At 47.7% G+C, this 7,223-nt stretch carries 2 protein-coding genes and 1 pseudogene; 1 reads left to right on the top strand and 2 read right to left on the bottom strand.

Translation table 11 applies throughout. From position 1 onward, the window contains the following. A pseudogene (locus IQ270_RS13240) lies at positions 1 to 314 on the bottom strand (PEP-CTERM sorting domain-containing protein); the annotation flags it as partial. Positions 315 to 634: 320 nt separating this feature from the next. Here IQ270_RS13240 and IQ270_RS13235 point away from each other — a divergent pair. Further along, complete coding sequence (locus IQ270_RS13235; protein WP_193973657.1) at positions 635 to 1,342, top strand: ABC transporter ATP-binding protein; 708 nt, start codon at positions 635 to 637, stop codon at positions 1,340 to 1,342. Positions 1,343 to 1,564: 222 nt separating this feature from the next. Here IQ270_RS13235 and IQ270_RS13230 read toward each other — a convergent pair whose 3' ends face one another. Further along, positions 1,565 to 7,048 (bottom strand): response regulator, encoded by a 5,484-nt coding sequence (locus IQ270_RS13230; RefSeq protein ID WP_193973656.1) that lies wholly within the window; start codon positions 7,046 to 7,048, stop codon positions 1,565 to 1,567. Positions 7,049 to 7,223 lie beyond the last annotated feature (175 nt).

Below are 7,223 nucleotides of genomic sequence, written 5' to 3'. Positions count from 1 at the left end.
GAATAGTTGCTGCCGCTTCCTGCGACTTCACTTTTTGAGAGATTTGCTGCCAGCAATTCGTGACAGTTAGATATAAAAGCTGCATCAGCGTTCGCTTGGCTAATCACAAAACCGCTGTTAGCTGTTGTCTGAGTGTTAGTGTTAGTAGATGTACCTGTGTCTGTCGGTTTGTGACTGAAGTTGTTAATGGTTACTTCTGCTGCAGAACCTGCTATTGTGGCAGCACTGCTGGGTGCTACACTTACAGTTAAGCTGGTTGCTAAAGGAGTTGCTAATAAAAATGCGATCGCTCCGGTACTGTGATTTAATTTCATGGTAAATCTCCTTAAATTTCAAGAATTTTAAGTGTTGTTATTTTGCTAATTTGTAGCGGTTGTTTTCCCTTACGTATTCATACTATCTATTTACTGAGGGATTTTTGTAAAGCTACCGTCAAGAAATCATTTATTTGATTAAAATTTAGGTAAAGTTGGCTGTCACCAATGTTCAAAATACCTGGTACGGGAGCTACGGCTGGGTGGTGATTTAAGTAAAATTACTGTTTACTATAAAAAAGGTTAATTTTAAATAAATGCAATAAAAATTTATAATTAGTCGGGATGATATCACAAAGTACAAAGCAGAAAGAGTAATTATGCTAGAAATCAAAGACATTCACACCTATTACGGAAATATTCACGCTCTCAAAGGAGTATCGCTAACTGTCTCGCAGGGAGAAGTGGTGACATTAATCGGTAGCAACGGGGCGGGGAAAACTACTACTCTCCGCACGATTCAAGGGCTACTGCGCCCGCGCAGCGGGACTGTACTGTTTGAGGGAAAGCCTTTGGAGTCGCTGTCTACAGAGGCGATCGTCCGTTTGGGGATTTCTCAAAGCCCGGAGGGGCGACTGATTTTTGGGCGCATGACGGTACAAGAAAACCTGGAAATGGGCGCTTATCTCCGCAGCGATACTCTCGGTATCAAGTCTGATCTGGAAAATGCTTTAAATTTATTTCCCCGTTTGCGAGAAAGAATTAGTCAAAAAGGGGGTACTCTTAGCGGTGGTGAACAGCAAATGCTGGCGATCGCCCGTGCTTTGATGTCGCGCCCCCGTTTGTTATTATTGGATGAGCCGAGTATGGGCTTGGCTCCGATGTTGGTGAGTCAAATTTTTGCGATCGTCCGGGATATTAATGCCCGAGGAACTACTATTTTATTGGTGGAACAAAACGCCCGGATGGCTTTAAGTGTAGCCCACCGCGGCTATGTCATCCAAACTGGTGAAGTTGTAGTCGCCGGTACTGCTAGCGATTTGCAGTCAAATGAAACTGTTCGCAAAGCGTATTTAGGTGAAAATTAAATAGGTATTTTGGGAATTGGAAATTGGGCATTGGTAATCGGCTATTAGTCATTGGTCATTAGTTAGAAGTAATGGGTAATTGGTAATTGGTAATTAGCAAGGTGCACCGGGCATTGCACCCGCAGCATCCGGTGTCAAGACGGCAGAGGGCGGGCACGGGGGCACCGCCCCTACTAATAACCAATGACCAATAACCAATAACCAATAACCAATAACTAATAACTAATTCCCGATTTGCGATCGCAACTTCCCCGTTTTCAATTCGGTCTCAAAAGCCGCCCGCACCTTTTCCCACTCTGATTCGGCTTCCAACAGGCGATCGCGCGCCCCCCTGGCATCAAAAACCTGTTCCCCTCCAGACTCAACCGCCACGCGGCCCATGTATTCCAACTCCTTGCAAACTTCCGAAAAAGACACCGCTCCTAAATTAGCGCTGCTCGACTTCAGCGTGTGAGAAGCCAGCTTCAAACTATCAGCATCGCCGAAAAATATAGCCTCCTTAATTGTTTCTAAATGCTGCGGTGCATCTAACAAATATATTTTAATCAACTCCCCCAAAAAATCCGGATCTTCATCATCGTCTAACTCGCGGAGACTTTGCAAAACCTGAAAATTAATCGGCGAATTTGCTACGGGTTGAACGATCGAGTGTCTAGCAGCCTCGGTGTCAACTTTGTCAGCAATATCTGGATTTTTTAGCTCAGCAGGGGCATCCAATTCATCCCGATGCAGAGGTTGGCACTGCGAAAGGGCGATCGCCAACTCTTCCCGGCGCACCGGTTTAGTAATATAATCGTCCATACCTGCTTCCAGACACTTTTCGCGATCGCCCTGCATCGCATTAGCCGTCATCGCAATAATTCTCGGCTTCTTATTAGCCGGCCAATCCCGACAAATGCGGCGCGTCGCTTCCAACCCGTCCATCTGCGGCATCTGCACGTCCATCAGCACAACATCGTAAGATTGGCGCTTCAGCGCCTCCAAAACCTCCAACCCATTAGCCACAATATCAGCCCGATATCCTATCCTGTCGAGCAAATGCGTAGCGACTTTTTGATTCACCACATTGTCCTCTGCCAGCAAAATCCGAATCTGACTAGAATTAGCTGCATCCTGGGCGGCAGAATTGCTCGCAACCTGCCTCAAAACCGCAGGAGTCCGCTGCACCCGGTGCTGTTCTTGAGACTTTTCAAAATACTTCAATCCCGAAGTCAAAGTTGCCACATTTGAAACTTCTCCCCTGCCGCTTTTGCCAGTAACATATCCAAAAACTTGCAGCAACACATTATAAAACTGAGACTGTTTTAGAGGCTTAGTTAAAAACGCCGAAAAATGTACTTCTGTAGTTTCAAGTTTTTTCCAAACTTCCGCTTTGCTCAAATAAGTAAACAGCACCAAAGGTAGGGTAACTTTGCGAGGGCTTTTAGCTGGGATGACATTCAGATTTAGCCGCTGGCCACCAGACAGATTGCTCAGCTCGAATGAACGAATCTTTACAGCCAAAGCCACGCCGTCCATATCCGGTAAATTCATCGCCAAAATAGCCAAATCAAACTCCGAGTTTGATTTGATAATTTCCAAAGCCTCAGCACCCGAAGTTGCAGCCACGGGTATCATTCCCCAAGCCTCAGCTTGCCGGATCAAAACTTGTCGGTTAATGGCATGATTCTCAACAATTAACAAATGCTTCCCAGCAGCCAATTCTGGCAGTTTTTCCTCAGCACGGCTTTGATTGGCTTCAGCAGTCACCGTGAAATAAAAAATCGAACCAGCACCCGATATTGACGGCGGCTCAAATCCTGCCGCTGGCCTTCCTGCGGTACTTTGTGCGATCGCCGAAACTCCCGGTTGAGACTTAGAACTTCGCGGATCGACCTGACTGACAACCCACATTGTACCGCCCATCATATCGCTCAAACGCTGGCTGATAGCCAGTCCCAGACCCGTCCCGCCGTAATGTCGAGTTGTCGAAGCATCCACCTGCGAAAAAGCTTTAAACAGGCGATCGATCCTGTCTGGCGGAATGCCAATCCCCGTATCTTGGACAGCAAATTGAATCTCGTACTGTCTGCTATCAGGCAACTGTCCCTGCTTAATTGCTAGCGATTGCGAATCTATAATATTGCTTGTTTCCGGCGAATTCTTAGCAGCTACAGGCTCAATTGTCCTGGCCGTACAGCAGACGACTATTTCTCCAGACTCGGTAAATTTAACTGCATTTCCCAGCAGATTTACCAAGATTTGGCGCAGCCTCGTGACATCTCCTAAAATATTTTTCGGAACAGAATCGTCAATAAAGTAAGCCAGTTCTAAACCTTTTTCCGACGCTCTCGGAGCCAGCAATTCCAGAGACTCTTCTATACAGTTTTGCAGCTCGAAGGGGCTGCGTTCCAAATCCATTTTACCCGATTCAATCTTGGAAAAGTCGAGGATGTCGTTAATAATAGTCAGCAAAGCATCGCCGCTGGTGCGAATTGTCTCCACAAAATCCCGCTGTTCTGGCGTTAGTTGCATATCCAGCAGCAAACCCGTCATCCCGATTACCGCATTCATCGGAGTGCGGATTTCGTGACTCATTGTAGCTAAAAATTCGCTCTTAGCTCTGTTAGCAACTTCCGCGGCTTGTCGGGCTTGCTCCAAAGCTTCATTTTGCTCTGCCAACTGTTGCTGCCGCTGAACTTCTGTTTCTAAAAGTTGTGCTTGAGCTAACGTAATTCCGACTTGAGCGGCAACATCTTCTAACAATTCAATTTCGTCTGGAGTCCACTGGCGGGTAGCATCGCACTGGTGCAAAGTAATAATCCCATTCGGTTTACTTTGATAGGAAGTGCGAACCGCTAACATAGATTTTAATCCGATGCGGCGGCACATCGGCACGGAAGATTCGAGCAAAGGATCGGCAAATACATCGGGAGATGCCAGGGCTATATCTTCAGCGAGCAGTTTTTCTGTGTAGGGGTTGTAAGTGACAGAAAGTTCTAAATCCAAAGCCGATTCGTGACCTGGTTCGAGATATTCTGCGACGCAGGGAAGGTGCGGATAGGGTTGGGAAAGATAGGTGTGAATTGTACAGCGGTTGACGCCGAACACGCGCCCGATTTGAGTAGCGGTAGTCTGAAAAATTTCTTGAGTATCTAAGGTCGATCGCACTTTTTGAGTGATTTGCTTGAGCAGTAAAACGCGCTGGTACTGACGCTGCAAAGTGCGGTCTCGTTCTTCGCGGGCAATTTCCGCGCCCATGTAATTGCCCATCAACTTTAACATTTCAAAATTCAGCGGTTTCAAAGCAGGTTTAGCGGTGCTCGAAGTAAAGCTCAAAGTGCCAAATACTCGCCCTTGCACCATTACCCGCGTGCCGACGAAAGCCTCCAACCTGCGGACGGCGTAAGCAGGGTGGTGCTTCCACTGAGTATTGCCGGCGGATTCGATAGAAATCGGTTCGCTCGATCGCAAAACCTCTCGTTCAAAAGTTCTGCTCAAAGCAAAACCGTCTCCTTTAGCAAATCCGAAGGGAAAATCGGACGGTACATAAGCCGCGATCACTTCGTAGCGATCGCCCAAAACCCTGCCCAACAGCCCGATATCCATCCCAAACTGACTGCAACCCATTGCCAGCAACCGGGCAGTGCGCTCCTCAAAAGAGCCTGTCGAGTCCACCATTACCTCGTAGAGCGATCGAATTGCCCGCTCGCTTTCCCGCAGTTCCTCAACTCCTTCTACGCGGTTGCAGACATCGTGCAAAGTCCCTAAAATTCCGGCAATTTCACCTTGAGAATTGGGCTTGACTTGAGCAAACATTTCAACAGAAACAAAGCCAGAATTCGGGTGAATTCCCAATTCATTTTTTCCCGACTCCAGATTGTATTTAAATCGCAGTTCTTGCCGACAAAATTCCGAGTTCCCCGACAGCAAAGACTCCAATAAATTTGCACACTGCGGGCGATCGTCTGGATGCACCCAATCTAAAAAATTTGTTTGCAAACTTTCGGAAACCGAAAAACCAGTAATTTCAGTCCAAGCGCGGCCGAGAAATGTCCAAACTCCCGCCACATCCATCTGAAAAATCACTGTTGCTTTCAAAGAGTCAAATATTTGGAATTGCGGACGATCGCCATTTTTGAGTTCTAACTGCTTGTTTGGAGTAATATCTGTATGAGTTCCGACCAAGCGCAGCGGTTTGCCTCCAGCGCCTCGCAAAACTTGACCCCGGTTCAGCACCCAGACAGTGCTGCCGTCTTTGCAGTACATCCGATATTCTGCTGCAAAATCCGCTGTCTTTTGTGCGAAGTGAGCTTCTAAAGCTGCCTTTAGTCCATCAATGTCATCTCGGTGGATGCGACTCCACCATTCCGATCGGCGGTTCGAGATTTCTCCTGGTTTGTAGCCCAGCATTTCTTGCCACTGCGCCGAATAAAAAAACTCATCACTTTCGAGATTCCAATCCCAAATCCCCTGATTGTTGACAGCAGCGGGGAGATTTGGGGGCTCGGCGAAACAGTTTTGAGCAATTTCTGGCTCTCGGTGGCGATTGGTTGCCGGAAGCTGTATTTGGGCGGCAAGTCTTTTGTATTGCGCGTTGCTAGATTCTAGCTGGCGCTGCAAAGCGATCAAACCAGAATGCAGAGATTTTGAATCCAGCGCTTGTAAAAGGATAGTTTTAGGATTGACAATCCCGATCGGGTGATTGCTTTCGTTGATGACTAATAAAGGCAACTGGCAGTAGTGTTTTTGCAGCAGGGCGACGGCTGCTTCGAGGGTAGAGTGCGATCTGATCAGGGGCGGCGAGCTGCTGCAAATCGCTCCTGCTTTAATTTTGTTCGAGTCTGTTAAGAGCGCCTGCAACTGCACGATGTCCCGCGAACTTACCACCCCAACGAGTTTGTGGAGGTTGGGATTTGTAAATTTGGAATTTGTAGCAGCACTCGAATTTAGTTCGGGAGTTTCAGTAATTAATACATAGCTAACATTGTATCTAAACATCAGTTGCGCCAAATAGCGAACCGAAGCCGAAGCAGGAGCGTGAATAATTCGCGAAGCTGCGATTTGAGGAATTTGAGAAAGTTTAATTAAACTCGCCGGCAGCTCTAATTTCGGAGGTGAACTCGGCAGCGCCGGAGGGAAGGCGAAGGTCGCAAGAGGAAAAGCGCTGCTTGATTTTTGTGGCGATTCCCCAATTTCCTGCAACAGTTCGACCAAGCTTTGAGAGCTAATTAAACCGACAAGTTCTTCAGCGTCGCTGACGACGGGCAAATGACCGATATGATTTTTTTCCAGCAGACTTGCTAAGGCAAAAAAGTCGGGAATTTCCGATTCACGGGCGACAGTTACGGTCCTAATCATGATTTGCTCGATCGCAAATCCCCTCAAAGCGGAGCCGATCGAATTTAGCTGTACCACATCTCGCGCTGTAAAAATTCCCAACACCGTCGGGCCGCCCAGATGGGGAGGTTTTGAGCCGTTGAAGCCCAGCCCGTTGGATGGCGCTACCACACGCGGTAAGCCGTTGTAGAAACCCAAATGTTCCCGCGATTGTGGGGAAGTCCCGTTAGCCAGATTTTCGACTTGAAAATTCCCGCGCGGTTCCACCACGAGCACGTAACTGGCCCCTGTGCTGCTCATCAGCTCGATCGCCTTTTCTACAGGCGTCTGAGGGGTGACGGTGAGGGGGTTGCGGTTGATGACCTGACTGAGGGAGGGAATAAACATCAGGGGGCATAAAAGTGATATTGGTTAAAAAAACCCGATCGCGGGCACCAGCTTGATTGAGAGGCTTGACCCGCGAGGTTTCCAAGCGCGCTCAAAGTTTCTTTACAATTAAAGTCACCCCTACTTCCAGCATCTTGGCATTTAAAAGTAATTTCGTGCCACATCCTGACCATTG

This window comes from Microcoleus sp. LEGE 07076 (genome assembly GCF_015207455.1).
Taxonomy (GTDB): domain Bacteria; phylum Cyanobacteriota; class Cyanobacteriia; order Cyanobacteriales; family Microcoleaceae; genus Microcoleus.
This window is presented reverse-complemented; position numbering and strand designations above follow the sequence as displayed.